The sequence below is a fragment of the Myxococcales bacterium genome, assembly GCA_016712525.1.
Lineage (GTDB): Bacteria > Myxococcota_A > Polyangia > Polyangiales > Polyangiaceae > JAAFHV01.
Genome location: JADJQX010000001.1, coordinates 1831935 through 1845235, shown reverse-complemented (window position 1 = coordinate 1845235; position 13301 = coordinate 1831935). Strand labels below are relative to the sequence as shown.

The 13301-nt window shown below is 68.1% G+C and carries 10 protein-coding genes; 5 read left to right on the top strand and 5 right to left on the bottom strand.

Going from position 1 to position 13301, the window contains the following annotated elements; genetic code table 11:
* Positions 1 to 195: 195 nt before the first annotated feature.
* Positions 196 to 1413: a response regulator gene (locus tag IPK71_07875; GenBank protein MBK8213654.1), complete on the top strand. Its 1218-nt coding sequence runs from the start codon at positions 196 to 198 to the stop codon at positions 1411 to 1413.
* Between the two features lie 12 nt (positions 1414 to 1425).
* Entirely contained in the window at positions 1426 to 2577 is a 1152-nt protein-coding gene (locus IPK71_07870; GenBank protein ID MBK8213653.1) for a hypothetical protein, read from the top strand.
* Here the strand turns inward: IPK71_07870 and IPK71_07865 are convergent.
* From IPK71_07865 to IPK71_07850, 4 genes are all read right to left on the bottom strand, one after another.
* Positions 2544 to 3929, bottom strand: coding sequence for a sigma-54-dependent Fis family transcriptional regulator (locus IPK71_07865; GenBank protein ID MBK8213652.1), 1386 nt, complete (start codon positions 3927 to 3929; stop codon positions 2544 to 2546). The genes IPK71_07870 and IPK71_07865 overlap by 34 nt on opposite strands.
* Positions 3926 to 5794: a PAS domain-containing protein gene (locus tag IPK71_07860; protein MBK8213651.1), complete on the bottom strand. Its 1869-nt coding sequence runs from the start codon at positions 5792 to 5794 to the stop codon at positions 3926 to 3928. The genes IPK71_07865 and IPK71_07860 overlap by 4 nt, the downstream gene beginning before the upstream one ends.
* A gap of 335 nt (positions 5795 to 6129) precedes the next feature.
* Positions 6130 to 7164: a 4-hydroxyphenylpyruvate dioxygenase gene (gene hppD / locus IPK71_07855; GenBank protein ID MBK8213650.1), complete on the bottom strand. Its 1035-nt coding sequence runs from the start codon at positions 7162 to 7164 to the stop codon at positions 6130 to 6132.
* Positions 7161 to 8279, bottom strand: a complete 1119-nt coding sequence (locus IPK71_07850) for a homogentisate 1,2-dioxygenase (GenBank protein MBK8213649.1) — start codon at positions 8277 to 8279, stop codon at positions 7161 to 7163. The genes hppD and IPK71_07850 overlap by 4 nt, the downstream gene beginning before the upstream one ends.
* A 102-nt stretch (positions 8280 to 8381) precedes the next feature.
* Here IPK71_07850 and IPK71_07845 point away from each other — a divergent pair, with 102 nt between their 5' ends.
* Positions 8382 to 9290, top strand: a complete 909-nt coding sequence (locus IPK71_07845; protein ID MBK8213648.1) for a LysR family transcriptional regulator — start codon at positions 8382 to 8384, stop codon at positions 9288 to 9290.
* A 13-nt stretch (positions 9291 to 9303) separates the two neighbouring features.
* Here IPK71_07845 and IPK71_07840 read toward each other — a convergent pair whose 3' ends face one another.
* Complete coding sequence (locus IPK71_07840) at positions 9304 to 9663, bottom strand: hypothetical protein (GenBank protein ID MBK8213647.1); 360 nt, start codon at positions 9661 to 9663, stop codon at positions 9304 to 9306.
* 332 nt (positions 9664 to 9995) lie between these two features.
* Here IPK71_07840 and IPK71_07835 point away from each other — a divergent pair, with 332 nt between their 5' ends.
* Positions 9996 to 11828: a hypothetical protein gene (locus IPK71_07835; protein ID MBK8213646.1), complete on the top strand. Its 1833-nt coding sequence runs from the start codon at positions 9996 to 9998 to the stop codon at positions 11826 to 11828.
* Positions 11829 to 11939: 111 nt separating this feature from the next.
* Positions 11940 to 13301: a sigma 54-dependent Fis family transcriptional regulator gene (locus IPK71_07830; GenBank protein ID MBK8213645.1), complete on the top strand. Its 1362-nt coding sequence runs from the start codon at positions 11940 to 11942 to the stop codon at positions 13299 to 13301.

Genomic DNA, 13301 nt, shown 5'->3' with positions numbered 1-13301 from the left:
GCAAGGCCAGCCCAGGCGCCGGGCACCGAGGTCCGTCGTGGGCCTCGTGCGTGGTGGCCAGAGGCTGGCCAGCGGCAACGTTCTGGCCGACCACGATCGAGCCACGTCGCACCGACACACGGCGAATAACCGGCAAATCCTGACCTTCGGTCGCTGGCATACGCGCTGCACTACGTTGGCCCGGGAGCCGACGGAATGGAACAGACACCTACCACCGCCCAGCTGCTCGTCGTCGACGACGAAGAGGAGCTCCTGTGGTCCGTATCGCAGCGGCTCCGCAAGGAGCGCCCCGCGTACCGTGTCTCGACGGCGACGAGCGGGCACGACGCGCTCGACCTCCTCGCAAGGACCCCGTTCGACGTGCTCGTCGCCGACCTCCGTATGCCGGCCATGAGCGGCATGGACCTCGTGCTCGCCGCGCGATCCCTCTTCCCGAGATTGCCAGTCATCGTGATGACGGCGTATCCGAGCCGCGAGATACGCGAGAAGGTCATCGAAGGCGGCGCCATCGAGTTCCTCGAGAAGCCGTTCGATTTCGGGCACTTCGTGGGCGCCCTGGAGCGGGCCGTGACCCGAGGGAAGGTCGGGTTCTCCGGCGCGATCTTGGTCCAGACGCTCCCCGACATCATCCAACTCTATGCGCTCTCCAACTCCACCGGCGCGCTGGAGGTCCAGCGTCCCGATCGCTCCGGCACGATATGGTTCGATCGGGGAATCATCCCCCACGCCGTCGCCGGGAGCAAAACGGGGGCTTCTGCCTTTTACGAGATCATGACCTGGCAAGGCGGCTCGTTCTCCATGCGCGCAGGAGAAGTCACGACAGAGAGGACGATCTCCGCGCCGTGGATGGAGCTCCTCATGGAGGCCTGTCGCCTGTCCGACGAGGACTCGCGCAGCGCCCCTGCGACCGACCCCGAAAGCACCGACGGCGAGCTCCACAGCGGCTGGACGCTCGCCCCCCCCGCGCTCCCCACGAATCGCCCGCCCGACGGGACCTCCACACCCCCGACGGGCCTCGAGACGAATACCCAAGAAGGAACGGTAACACACATGGCAAACTACAAAGATTCTCTCTCCAAGCTCGACTCTCTCGACGGCTTCATCGGCGCGTGCCTCTGCGACTCGGAGAGCGGCATGGTGCTGGCCACCGAGGGTGGTGGACCGCTGAACCTCGAGGTCGCCGGCGCCACGAACTCCGAGGTGGTCCGCGCCAAGCGCAAGGCCGCGAAGGCGCTGAACCTGAAAGACGATATCGAAGATATCCTCATCACCCTCGGGAAGCAGTACCACCTCGTGCGCCCCCTGAAGACGAAGCCCAACGTCTTCTTCTACCTCGCGCTCGACCGCACCCGCTCCAACCTCGGCATGGCGCGCATCACGCTGGCCGACGTCGAACGAGACCTCGTGCTCTGACGGGAGGACGCGATGCCCAAGGACCACCCGTCCCTGCTCTACGTGGTCGACGACGTTCGCGGCGCGGACGCGGTCGTCACCTCGCTCCGGGCGGGTGGTTTCGGCGTCACCGTCGCGACACCGAACGAGGTCGGGGAGAACACGCGCAAGTACGACGTGCTCGCCCTGGACCCGGCGCTCGAGGGTTGCCTCGCGGTCGTCGCGCGGCTCGCCTCGAGCGGCTCGGCCGCGACGTTCTTCTTCCGTGTCACGGGTGAGATCCCCGCCCCATCGCGCGTTGGACGCGATCCGGGCATCGCCGGATACGGCACCATCGCCGACCTCGTCGCCCTCGCGCCGGCGGTCGGCCGCACGAAGACAGCCCCCCGCGTCCAGTTCACGACGGTGCTCCGCGCGGCCTGGATGGGGCGCGTCACCTGCTGCATTCGCATCCTGGCGCGCAGCGACAAACCCGCAGACGGCCAGCGAGCCCGCGCCTTCGTCGAGCTCTGGGTCGAGCGTGGAGAGCCCATCGACGCCGTGTTCGGTGACGCGCGCGGCGTGGACGCCATGGCTCGGCTCGTCGCCGCGAGCGGGATCCCACTCATCTCGGACGAAGCGCCTCGCGTCGAGGTCGTCGGCGCGCGCCCGCCGCTCGCGAGAGAGCGCACGATCCGATGCGGCATGCCCACGCTACTCTACCTCTTCGACGACGAACCCTTCTCCGACGCCCCCGAGGACGACGTCGATTTCGACGTGGACACGATGAACGAGTGGCTCGCCGAGCTGGACGAGCCTCGTCGCGTGGGCGCGAGCCTCGTCGCCCGTGCCCTCGAGATCGAGGGGGTACGAGAGGCGATCGCGATCGACACCACTGGCACCTACCCACCCGGAAGCCCACGCGCCGAGCTGTCGGGTCTATGGAGAGCACTCGCACACACGGGCGACGCCGACCCGCTCGCGGACGACGTCGAGGAGGTCGTCATCTCGGGCGACGACCGGTTCGAGGTGCTCCTGCGAGGCGCCGAGCCGCGCGTCGTGCTCTACCTGCGCTTCGATCGCCCAGGTCGCAACCTCGCGCTCGTGCGGCGCGCGCTCGGCTCTCTGGGCGCTACGCAGGGGGCGCAAGCGACCCCGCCTCGCCTCGCCTCTCAGGACTCACGAGCGTCGGGTACGACCCCGTAGTCGCGCAGCTTCTTTCGCAACGTCATGCGAGAAATACCCAATACCCTCGCGGACTTGGAGAGGTTTCCTTCGGTACTTCGGAACACGCTCATCACGTGCTCTCGCTCGACCTCGTCCAGCGTGCGGACCCGGCCCACCTGGGGCTCGAGCGTGTGCAACCCCGAAGGTCGCGCCGGGTTGCGCTTCGACGCGGCCACGATGTCCGCGGGGAGGTCACGCAAGGAGATCTCGTGCCCTCGCCGGAGGACGAGCGCGCGCTCGATCACGTTGCGGAGCTCGCGCACGTTCCCGGGCCAATCGTACGCGCGGAACGCGTCGAGCGCGTCGTCCGAGATCATCGGCGTCGCCACGCAGAGGGTCCGAGAGATCTCGCCGACGAAATGAGCCGCGAGGAGGGCAACGTCCTCGCCGCGCTCACGGAGCGCAGGAAGGTGAATCTCCACGACGCGCAGACGATGGTAGAGATCGAGGCGGAATCGCCCCTCGCGGACCTCACGCTCGAGCGATCGATTCGTCGCCGAGACCAGCCTCACGTCGGTGGCGATGTCACGCTCTCCGCCGACGCGCCGGAAAGGGTGCCCGTCGAGGACGCGGAGCAGCTTGGGTTGGAGGTCGAGCGGGAGCTCGCCGAGCTCGTCCAGGAAGAGCGTCCCGCCTCGCGCGAGCTCGAACACGCCGCGACGCACCGAACGCGCGCCGGTGAACGCCCCCGCCTCGTGACCGAAGAGCTCGCTCTCGAGCACGGAGGGCGCGAAGGCCCCCGCGTTGACGGTGACGAACGGCTCGCTCGCCCGCTCGCTCCAGGAGTGCACGAGCTTCGCGCACACCTCCTTACCGGTCCCTGACTCTCCGGTCACGAGCACGGCCGTACGCGGAGAGGCGGCGGCGGCGCGGATGGCTGCGAGCGCGTCGAGCCAAGCTTCCGAGGTGCCCACGGCGCTCGTCGCCTCGGAGTTGCGGTTCGCGGCCTCGATGCGCTGGCGGAGCATGACACGCTCACGGCACCTCGCGAGGACGAGCAGGAGCTCGTCGGACGACGTGGGCTTCGTCAGGTAGTCCCAGGCGCCGATCTTCATCGCGCGCACCGCCGAGGCCGCGTCGTCGTGGCCGCTCAGCACCACCACGGGGACGTGCGCGTCGGCCTCGACCAACGAAGAGAGGACGTCGTGCCCGGAAACGTCGGGGAGGCCGAGGTCGAGGAGCACGACATCGAACGAGGCGGAGCGCGCGGCCTTGAGGCCATCCTGCGCATCGGACGCCACGCGCACCTCGTACCCGTTCGACCGCAAGACCCTCGAGAGGGCGAACGAGAAGTCGGGATCGTCTTCGACGACGAGAATACGATCGGTCATTCGGACACCTCGGTGGGGACGATCAAGGTGAAAATGCTGCCTCCGCCGTCACCTGGGACGAGCTCGATGCGCCCGCCGTTCTCGTGGGCAATCTGCTGGGCGATCGAGAGCCCGAGCCCCGTGCCCTGCGCCTTCGTCGTAAAGAACGGATGGAAGATGGACGCTCGGAGGTGCTCGGGCACGCCGGGGCCCGTGTCCACCACGGAGAACACGACGACACGCCTCGCGGGCGAGTCGAAATCCGTCGGCTCGCGGCGCGTGCCCACACGGAGGAGCACGCCCGAAGGGTCCTGGGTGGCGTCGAGGGCGTTCGTGATGAGGATGACGAGGATCTGAACTGCCTGCGCGTCGTCGCATAGGACCCGCGGGAGGCCCTCCTCGACGCGTACGTCGAGCTCGCCCTTCATGTCCCGGAGCCGCGGGACGAGCGCCTCGAGCGTGGCGTTGACGATCACGGATGGCCAATGGTGCCCTTTGCGCGGGCGCTCGGGCCGCGCGAGCCTGAGGGACGTCCGCACGAGCCGCTCGATGCGGTTCACCTGCGAGAGCATGCGGCCGACGATGTCGTGGTGCTCCCCGCTCGCATCGAGCTCGGCGAGGAGGAGCTCACCGAACATGCGGACGCTCGCGAGCGGATTGCGGACCTCGTGCGCGAAACCCGCCGCCATCGTGCTGACGGCCGCGAGGCGCTCGATACGCTCGGACTGCCGCGTCTCCGCCAGATCGCGGAAGACGAAGAAGTGGCCTATCCCCTCGCGCGAGTATTCGGCGAGGCGAATGCTCGCGCCGACCTCTCGCGTAGTGCCTCCCTCGGCGCGGATCACGTACTCGACGCGCATCGAGCCGGGCACGCGCGTCGCGACCCACTCGCGAGCGGCCGAAGGGAGCTGGAGCACGGACTCGGCCGAGCGCCCGAGGCACAACTCGGGTCCGGCGCCGATCACCGCGCAGGCGGCCGGGTTGATGAAGGTCACGATCCCGCGCGCGTCGGTCGTCACGATGGCCACCTGGAGCCCCTCGAGGATCGCGAGCGTGAACGCGTGCCGGTCGTCCAGCTCCTGGCGCGCGTCGGCGAGCTCGGCCCGCGTCTCGAAGAGCTCGGTCACGTCGTGCTGAACACCCCCGTAGTAGAGGTGCCGGCCGTCCTCGTCGCGGATCGGGAAGATGGTGAGGTCGTTCCAGAAGGTCGACCCGTCCTTACGGTAGTTCTCGATGACGACGTGGGCGGTGCGGCTCTCCGCGGTCGCGCGGCGGAGCTTCTCGAGCGCCTCGGGGGACGTCGCCCCACCCTGGAGGAAGCGGCAGTTTCGGCCGATCACCTCGCTTGCCCGATACCCCGTCATGCGCTCGAACGTCGGACTCACGTAAACGAGCGGGTTATCGGGTTTGTTCGGGTCCGAGATCGCGAGCCCCGTCACCGAGTTCTGGAGCGCAGCCTCCGTTACCTTGAGGGCGCGACGCAGACGACGGAGCTCGGAGAGGACGGCGAGACGACGCGGGAGCTCGGGCACGGCATGTGGGCGGTGAGCCACGGCCTGGATCCCTGACCGTGAGGCCAACTTCCCCGCCGCCTCCGCGTCCACGGGGTCGACGATGAGGAGCGTGGGCAGGCGCGAAACGAGCCTTTGGAACGGTGGATGGTCCTCGAGTCCGCGGGCGCCCTCCCAATCGACCACGAAGACATCCAGCTCTTCTGTATCCACGACCTCGAGGGTGGACACGTCTGTCCAGGACGGACGCACCGACCTTAAGTCGAACAAGATACCACTTCCGCCGACCATCGCAAGCACACGTGGTGCCACGAGCGCCGAGCCGCCGGCGTCCGTCGCGCGGACCTCGTCGATGGTCGACATCGAAATGCGCATGCCCCTGCTCCCCCTTCCCCCCACGACCACGCCGAGGCGCGGTCCTTTCGTGGTACCAGGCCTCCCAGGGACGCGCCAGAGATCTGCGCAGCACGGCAGGGCTACGCGAACGTTTTGCGCGCTCCCAGGTACCCCGGCTGACCAGGCAACACACGGCGCCGCGGGAACGCTCGCGAGTCGCGGAGCGTCGACGGCGCGCCTCGTCGTCCCCGACGCCGGCCGCGCACCACCTCCGCGCTTCGCGCGGAAAAAGCAGGCGGATCGCGACTCGACCTCGACTCCGACGAAGGTCGGGGCCGAGGCCGGTCAGTGACGAGGGGTCACGGGTTCGAGTCTCAGATCACGCCACGTCGCTCCTGATCACGCTCGATCGAGCGGAAGAGCGCGCCGAAGTTGCCTTCGCCGAACGAGAGGTGGTTTTCGCGCTGGATGAGCTCGAAGAAGACGGGCCCGATGCAGTTCTTCGTGAAGATCTGGAGCAGGTACCCCTCAGCGTCGCCGTCGACGAGCACGTTGTGCGCCTCGATACGCTTCGGATCCTCGCGGACCCCCGGCACGCGCGTGAAGCAGTTTTCGTAGTAGGTCGCGTCGATGTCGAGCATGGGGACCTGATTCGCCATGCGGTCGAGCGTGGCGAGCAGATCGCGGCTCGTGAGCGCGATGTGCTGGATACCGGCGCCCTTGTACTCGCGGAGATACTCGGCAATCTGGCCCTTATCGCCCTTGTCCTCGTTGATGGGAATGCAGAACGTGCCGCAAGGCGAGCGGAGCGCGAACGAGTAGAGGCCCGTCTTCGCGCCGACGATGTCGAAGCTCCGCACCTGGGTGAAGCCGAACACCTCTTCGTAGAACTTCGCCCAGCGCCCGAGCTCGCCCTTCTCGACGTTGTTCGTGAGGTGGTCGATCGCGAAGAGGCCGACGTCGCTCCCCTTGGGTTCGAGCTTGGCGGAGCACGTCGCGTCGACGATGGCGCCGAGGCGGGAGGTGCCGTCGACGAAATAGACGAGGCTCCCCCCGACGCCGTAGATGGCCGGCGCCTCGAAGGAGAGCGCGTATTTCCCGTCGTACGGGCGCGCACCACGGGCCACGGCCACCTCGAAGGCGAGCTTCGCGTCCTCGACGAGGAACCCGAGGGACGCGACGGACGGCCCGTGCGCTTCGCGGAACGAGGCCGAGTACGTGCCCGGCTCGGAGGTCACGACGAAGGCCGCGTCGCCCTGCTCGTACACCGTCACGGCGCGCGAGGGATCCTTGCGGGTCGCCGAGAAACCGAGCTTGCCAAGGAGCTCACCGAGGGTGCCCATGTCGCCCGACAGCTCGACGAACGCGAGGCCTCGCATCTTGGTGGGGTTCTTCGAAAGCACGCTCATCGGGAGATCTCCTCGTTCGTCCAGCTCAGGTGATAATTGGGAATCGACGCGCTCGCGCCGGCGGCGGTGACCGAGAGCGGCCTTCGGGTGTCGACCATGACGGCCTGCTCGTTCGTGCGCTCTTTGGTGACGCTCGCGCGGATCGCGGCCGGCTGCGGGCCGTGGTGGATGCCCTGCGGGTGGAACGTGACCATTCCGGCCTTCATGCCGGCGCGGCTGAAGAACTCCCCGTCGTGGTAGAAGAGCACCTCGTCGAAGTCGATGTTCGAGTGGTAGAAGGGCACCTTCATGGCGCCCGGGTCGCCCGTCTCGAGGGGGCGCGGAAGGAACGTGCACACGATCACGTTCGTCATCACGAACGTGGCGTGAGCGCTCGGTGGGAGGTGGTACTTCTCCGAGGTGATGGGGCGAATGTCCTTCGTCGAGAGCCTGTACGGATAGAGATCTCCCTTCCAGCCGACGACGTCGAGCGGGTCGAACGGATAGGTGATCTTCGAGATCACGCGGCGGCGCTGCACGTCCACTCCCCACGACGTGCGACCGGGCTCCTCGGGGGCCTTCTCGGGCGTGGGCACGCCGATCACGTCTTCGTCGAAGAGGGCATGACGCCCGAGGATGCCGCGATCCGGGAGCTTCACCTCGTCGGTCGACTCGATGATCATGAAGACCGAGGGTGAGTCCGGGACGAGGCGGTACATGACGCCCCGAGGGACCACCACGTAGTCGCCCCTGTCGTAGCGAATGGGGCCGAAGTCGGTGCGGCACACGCCGCCGCCCTGGTGGCAGAAGAGGATCTCGTCCGCGTCGGCGTTGCGGAACGCGTTCGCCATCGGGGCGGCGATGCGCGCCATGTGCAAGACCACGTCGTCGTTCTCGAGGAACGCCACCCGAGCCTTGGGCCACACGGCCTTGTCGTCGAGGCCCGGCAGCTCGGTCGCGACGAGGGCGCGCGGCCGGAGGTCTCCCTCGACGTCGCTCCAGGCCACCGGAGGGTGAGAGCGGTAAAGGTGCGACACTTTCCCGAAGAACCCGTTGCGACCGAGCTCCTCTTCGACCGTTCCCGCGGGCACGTCGACGTGCGCCTGGCGGGTCGTGACCCCTCGTACGTGATGCATGACCTCGGCGTACGGTCCGCGGGGCGCATGCGAAAGTAGAAGCTTTCGAAGGGCTTCATCGAAAAATCCGAACGAGGCGCGATTTCGGGGCAAAATGCCCGCATGCCCGACCCGGTCGCGCGCGCACGAGTGCCCTTCACCCTCGACGCCCTCGAGGTGCTGGACGCCATCGATCGCCACAAGAGCTTCGCCGCGGCGGCCGCCGAGCTCCGTCGCGCGCAGTCGGCCGTGTCGTACGCCGTGAAGCAGCTCGAGGACGGCCTAGGGATCCCGCTCTTCGACCGCTCGGGGCACAGGGCGGTGCTCACCGAGGCGGGCCGCGTGGTGCTCGACGAGGGGCGCATGCTGCTCGCGCGGGCGCGGAGGCTCGAGGCACTCGCGACCCGCCTCCACGAGGCGTGGGAGCCCCGCATCGAGATCGTGGTGGACGGCATTTTGCCGATGGATCCCGTGCTCGCGACGCTTCGTGGCCTCGTCGAGGACGGCGTGCCGACGCACATCCAGGTCCGCGTGGAGTTCTTGGGAGGGGTTCAGGATCGTTTCGAGCGCGACCGGGCCGACATGATGCTCGTGAAGGACTATTCGCGCTCCGACGCGCTCGTCGAGCACCCGCTCTCCCCGGTCGACGTGGTGCTCGCGGCCTCTCGAAGCCATCCGCTCGCGCAAGAGGAGAGCGTGTCGCTCGACGACCTCCAGCGCCACGTGGAGCTCACCGTGCACGACTCGAGCGAGTCGAAGCGCATCTCCGACACACGCATCTTCGGCGGGCCGAGGGTCTTCTACCTGAGCGACTTCTCCATGAAAAAGAGGGCGATCATGCTCGGCCTCGGCTACGGCTGGGTGCCGGTGACGCTCGTCGAGGAGGAGCTCCGGGCGGGCTCGCTCGTGGTGGTGCCCTACGAGGGAGGTGGAAAGTACACGTTCTCGCCCGTGCTCGTGCACCCGAAGGACAAGCCGCTCGGCCGCGCGGGCCGGCTCTTCTTCGAGCGCCTCGTCGCCGCGTGGGGGTGAGCCGCCGGGGAGGTCACCGCCCCGAGCAGAGCATGGCCTTGCCAGCGCTCGAGCCCTGGAGGCTCTCTTCTTTGCAGGTCCATTCGGCGCCGTACGAGGCGCAGTCCGATGGGCCCGAGCACTTTTGGAGGCAGATCCCGCTCGAGTCGGTCGCACACGCCCACCCGTCGGGGCAGTCGGCCTGAGCGGAACAGCGCTTCGTGCAGAGCCCACCCGGAAAGTCGCCGCTCGTGATGCAGGTCCCCGAGCCGCACTGGGCTGCGGCCGAGCAGCGAGCTCCGAGGTTCGTCGACGCAGGGTCCTCCGACGAGCCGCACGCCACCGCCGCGACGAGAGCACCGACCGACACCAAAGCTCCGACCCAACGCGCCATGACGAACCTCCTCGAAAGAGCCCCCTCACGTAGCGTCGCACCGGCGCAGGAGTGCCGCGACGCCGGACTCTGGAACGGACCGTTCCGCGCGCGAGAACTCCGCCCGAGACGCCACGCTGCGCCCCTCCACGAGCTTCGACGGTAGCGCCCATACGCCGGACGCCTCGAGGGATCGGCGAGGCGCGGCGCCGTCTCCGTCGAGGCAACAGGGCTTCCGGCGAACGTTTCCTCCTGGGCAACCATCGGCCCGAATACGCGGGAAATTTCGCGTGATTCCGGGCGGCACGCTTGCTGCTCAAGGGACTGCCGAACCCCAACGACAGGACCTTCTCATGATTCGACGTTTCACGATTCGTCCGCTCACCAGGTTTGCCGCGCTGGCTCCGCTCGTCTCCCTCGGGCTCCTCGCAGGATGTGGCTTCGAGGCCTCCGACGAGACGGCGGTCGCTAGTGAAGCGCCCGCGAGCACGACCGGCACGAGCGACAACGCGCTCACGAACCAGATTGGCGGCGTCGCCGAGGCCGCGGCTCGGTACTACCCGAACCCGATGGTCGCGCGTACGAGCTACGCGACGCCGACGTTCCTCTCCGCCGGTGGCTGCTCGGCGACTATGGTCGGCCCGAACGTGCTGATGACCGCCGCGCACTGTGGGCAACAACGGTCGACGGCCATCTTTCGCACCTACCGTGACGTCGACGTGACGCGAGGCGACCAGGAGGCCTTCGTCTGCGACCCCCTGGTGTCCACCTTCTGTGACGCCGACACCATCTTCTACCACTGCCGAGCGAACGCCAACGGCGAGAACCCCGGCGACAAATACGGATATCTCGACTTCGACACCAACGTACCAGCCGTCGGCACGGACCTCTTCTCCGTCTGGAGCAACAGCATCGACAACCTCGGCATCGGGAGCCAAGGGGCGCTTTTGTACTCACCGGGCAAGGTCACGGGAACGAGCGACAACGGCTGGTACGTGGCGTCCAACAACGCGACCGGCATCACGATGGACCTCTGGGGCCAGCCAGGCGCGAGCGGCTCGTCTCATGTGAACGTTGGTTCGGGACGAATCCAGGTCGGCCCGCTCACCACGGCCAGTGTGACGGGAGCTCGGGGCCGCGCCGCAGGCTCGATGAACAACATTCTCTACTATGGCGCGTCGCGCACGGGGTCGAGCTCGGAGTGTGCCGGGTTCAAGCCCTGGGACGAGGGCACCATCTCCGCCCTCGGGCTCGATCCGAACCGCTACAAAGAGACGTGGATCGATCGCGACTCGAACTGGCTCGTCGATATCCAGGAGGACCTCGAGAAGCGGAGCGGCGAGCACCGACGGGACTTCTATTGGCTAGGGTTCGAGAGCCCGCGCCGGAACGCGCTGTGGTCGAAGACCAACGAAGCTGTGTTTCGGCCGAGCGCGGCGCGTGTCGACATCGCTCGGACCACGTCGGGCACGAGCACGGTGCTCTCCCACCAGAAGCTGAACCTGGAGCCCGGCGTTCGGTACCGGTGGGGTGTACGCGTGGCGATGACGCGTGGCATGATCACCCTGGTCGTCCGTGACGGCGCAGGAGCCGAGGTCACGCGGAAGAACGTCTTCGCCACGATGTCGGGCACGCACACGCTCGAGTTTACGGCGCCGGTGGGCGCCCGCCTCGAGGTCCTCGCCGGGAGCTCGGCTCAAGCCACGTTGAGCCATATGTCGGTGGCGCGCGACTGGACCTACACCACGTTCGAGCTCGCCGACGAGCGCGCGGCATGGCTCGACGCGGTGGACGCGCAGCCTGCGATGATACTCCCCGACGGGGAGGGCACCGGGCCGAACTGGGCGCTCCGGGTCGACCGCCGCCAGGGTGTGAGCCGCGACGTCGACGTGCGATCGAACGACAACTTCGCGCTCGTCGCCGGCAAGGGCTACACGATCTGCTTCGACGTCAAGGACGCGACGGCCTCGAGCACGCCGAACCCGGGCCGCATGCAGCTCTCGAGCGGCGGTTCGATCATGGGGTCCGTGACCTTCAATCCAACGTCGACCTGGACGACCGTGTGCTCCGCCGAGCTCCGCCCGACGACGAGCCAATCGTCGGTGCGCTTCAACGTCGACACCGACGGAGTCGCCCCTGGCTATCTGGTCGACCGCATCGTCGTCTTCCGCAGCTGGTCGGACTGACACCTCGTGGTTCCGCCGACGGTCGCTCGAGACTCGCCATCGGAGCTCGAGCGCGCCGCGCGGAGGCCGCACGGAAGGGCGAGCCTACCCCCATGTGGTAGCGTTCACCCGATGTCGCTCAAAGACCGCAGCACGGGGACCGTGACCTCCCACGACGCCGGCCCGATCGCGCCGGAGGTGCGGAAATTCCGGCTCACGGTGCTCGACGGGCCCGCGAAGGGGACGATGTGGGAGTCGCGTGGCGGGCCGTGCAGCATCGGCGCACAAGAAGGGAACGATCTCGTCCTCCCCGACCCGACCGTCTCGCGCTACCACGCCGAGATCGGCCTCGAGGACGGACGCGCCCGACTTCGCGATCTCGGGAGCAAGAACGGCACGCAGGTGGACGGCGTCACGGTGCTCGACGCCTTCGTCCGACCCCAGGCGGTGCTGCGCCTCGGCGCGTCCGTGCTGCGCTTCGATCTCGCCGAAACACGGAGCGCCATCCCCGTCTCGCCGCGCTCGTCCTTCGGAAACATGGTGGGGACCTCCGTCGCCATGCGCGCGGCGTTCGGGAAGCTCGAGAAGGCGGCGGCGAGCGACGCGACCATCCTGCTCGACGGCGAGACGGGCACGGGGAAGGGGGAGGCCGCCGAGGCGATCCACACCGAGAGCCCACGCCGCGGAGGGCCCTTCGTCGTCCTCGACTGCAGCGCGATTCCCGAGAGCTTGCTGGAGAGTGAGCTCTTCGGGCACGAGAAGGGGGCGTTCACCGGCGCGACGCAGCGACGTATCGGCGTCTTCGAGGAGGCGAACGGTGGCACGCTCTTTCTCGACGAGATCGGTGAGCTGCCGGCATCGCTCCAGCCGAAGCTCCTCCGCGTGCTCGAGTCTCGGATGGTCCGCCGGGTCGGGGGGAGCCAAGCCATCAAGACGGATGTCCGGATCGTCGCGGCGACGAACCGCGACCTACGCGCCGAGTCGAACATCGGGCGATTCCGGCCGGACTTGTACTACCGCTTGGCTGTCGTCCGCGTGACACTTCCGCCGCTCCGCCAGCGCCCGGAGGACCTGCCCTCCCTCGCCCGCGCCATCCTGCAGCGCTTCGGCGCGTCACCCGAGCAACTGGCACGTTTCCTCGCGCCTCCGTTCCTCGCCGACCTCGCGCGTGCCCCCTTCCCCGGCAACGTGCGCGAGCTCCGCAACACACTCGAGCGATGCCTCGTGTTCGACGAGATCCTGCCTCAAGACGACGACGCGTTCGAGACTCCCGAGCCCACGCGTCCGAGCGCCGCGCAGCCGAACGTGGACGAGCCCTTCTCCGCGGCCAGGGATCGAGCGATAGCGACCTTCGAACGCGCCTACCTCGAGGCCCTCCTCCGCGCACACGGCGGGAAGATGGCGGCCTCGGCGCGCGCGGCAGGGATTGGGCGCGTGTATCTCTACAAACTGCTCGTCAGGCACGGGCTTGGGAAGAAACAGCCGGCCTCGTAG

What these genes read in the sequence shown, in the direction of transcription:
- IPK71_07875 (MBK8213654.1), top strand. Translation starts at nt 196, where the DNA reads ATGGAACAGACACCTACCACCGCCCAGCTGCTCGTCGTCGACGACGAA.
- IPK71_07870 (MBK8213653.1), top strand. Translation starts at nt 1,426, where the DNA reads ATGCCCAAGGACCACCCGTCCCTGCTCTACGTGGTCGACGACGTTCGC.
- IPK71_07865 (MBK8213652.1), bottom strand. Translation starts at nt 3,929, where the DNA reads ATGACCGATCGTATTCTCGTCGTCGAAGACGATCCCGACTTCTCGTTC.
- IPK71_07860 (MBK8213651.1), bottom strand. Translation starts at nt 5,794, where the DNA reads ATGCGCATTTCGATGTCGACCATCGACGAGGTCCGCGCGACGGACGCC.
- hppD (MBK8213650.1), bottom strand. Translation starts at nt 7,164, where the DNA reads ATGAGCGTGCTTTCGAAGAACCCCACCAAGATGCGAGGCCTCGCGTTC.
- IPK71_07850 (MBK8213649.1), bottom strand. Translation starts at nt 8,279, where the DNA reads ATGCATCACGTACGAGGGGTCACGACCCGCCAGGCGCACGTCGACGTG.
- IPK71_07845 (MBK8213648.1), top strand. Translation starts at nt 8,382, where the DNA reads ATGCCCGACCCGGTCGCGCGCGCACGAGTGCCCTTCACCCTCGACGCC.
- IPK71_07840 (MBK8213647.1), bottom strand. Translation starts at nt 9,663, where the DNA reads ATGGCGCGTTGGGTCGGAGCTTTGGTGTCGGTCGGTGCTCTCGTCGCG.
- IPK71_07835 (MBK8213646.1), top strand. Translation starts at nt 9,996, where the DNA reads ATGATTCGACGTTTCACGATTCGTCCGCTCACCAGGTTTGCCGCGCTG.
- IPK71_07830 (MBK8213645.1), top strand. Translation starts at nt 11,940, where the DNA reads ATGTCGCTCAAAGACCGCAGCACGGGGACCGTGACCTCCCACGACGCC.